The organism is Priestia sp. P5_B4, from assembly GCF_056400385.1.
Genome location: NZ_JBFULJ010001086.1, coordinates 1 through 1,133, shown reverse-complemented (window position 1 = coordinate 1,133; position 1,133 = coordinate 1). Strand labels below are relative to the sequence as shown.

Below are 1,133 nucleotides of genomic sequence, written 5' to 3'. Positions count from 1 at the left end.
AAATGGCACAACAGCATAACTTTGAACACATTTATAAACAGCACATGCATGATTTGCTGCGCTATCTTCTCTCTCTTACTCGCAGAAAAGAATCAGCGGAAGATTTAATGCAGGAGACCTTTTACCGGGCACTTTTACACTTAGAAACATATAAAGGCGAAGAAGTGAAGCCTTGGCTGTTCAAAATTGCTTATCACGCCTTTATTGACTGGTATCGAAAAGAAAAAAAACGCCCTACTGTCGAAATAGAAGAATGGCACTTTACTCCTCAGCCAAGTGCTGAAGAACAAGTGATGATTCAAAGTGAAATCGACGGATGGCTTTCTGATGTATCTGCTTTGCCTCCGGCTAAGCAGAATATTGTACTGTTACGAGATTATCACGGCTTCACATATGAAGAGATTGCAGAAATGACTGGCTATACTCTGTCAAAAGTGAAAATGGACTTGTATCGTGGTCGTCAACAATTGAAAAAAAGAAAGGAAGAGGACGGATGAGCTGTCAAGATATGAAGCATCAATGGGAAAAATATAAAAACGGCACTTTGACAGACAAAGAAGCAGAAGCACTTGAAGAACATACGGAAAATTGTGAAGCATGCTCGGCTCATTTKGAGCACTTGCTAACTGAAGATGAACTGTTATCGCCAACTTCATCAGCTACTTCACTAAGTGACGATACGATGTTGGATAATAAAAAAGTTAAAAAGTCCATTTATATCGCCAAATGGAAGCAGCGCCTTTCAAATGTGACAACTGTCATTGGCTCTGTCGTTCTGCTATGGATAATCGGCAGCTTTTTATCTATTGTATATTATCATCAATCAAAAACCGAATACATAAACAGCGTGAATCAAGCGGCTATCGAATCTGCTTTTCCGAACGTTCATATACGTGAAACCACTTCTGATACACAGTCCTTTTTCCGCATGCAGTCGCAAATGGAAGCTTATAAGCAAATTGGACGTGAGGAGCAGGCCATTGGGACGTTTACATTTCATCAGCTGTTTGATAAAACAAGCGGTGTAGAAAAAGAATTTTCCGGCGGCAAATACGACCTTAACCTTTCTTTTGTCTATCCTGATCCCAAAAAACTAAAGCTGCATGCAAAAGAGTATAAGGAATGGACAAACG

Annotated in this window: 2 protein-coding genes; both read left to right on the top strand. The window is 39.9% G+C overall.

All coding sequences use genetic code 11. The features are described from left to right. Positions 1 to 2: 2 nt before the first annotated feature. On the top strand, positions 3 to 497 hold the full coding sequence (locus AC1DRF_RS29005) for an RNA polymerase sigma factor (protein ID WP_016763958.1): 495 nt from the start codon (positions 3 to 5) through the stop codon (positions 495 to 497). After that, the coding region (locus AC1DRF_RS29000; RefSeq protein WP_477742439.1) for a sigma factor regulator N-terminal domain-containing protein at positions 494 to 1,133 on the top strand (640 nt) is incomplete at its 3' end. The genes AC1DRF_RS29005 and AC1DRF_RS29000, both read left to right, overlap by 4 nt.

Excerpts from the sequence above, each read along its gene's own strand:
- AC1DRF_RS29005 (WP_016763958.1), top strand. The coding sequence starts at position 3 with ATGGCACAACAGCATAACTTTGAACACATTTATAAACAGCACATGCAT.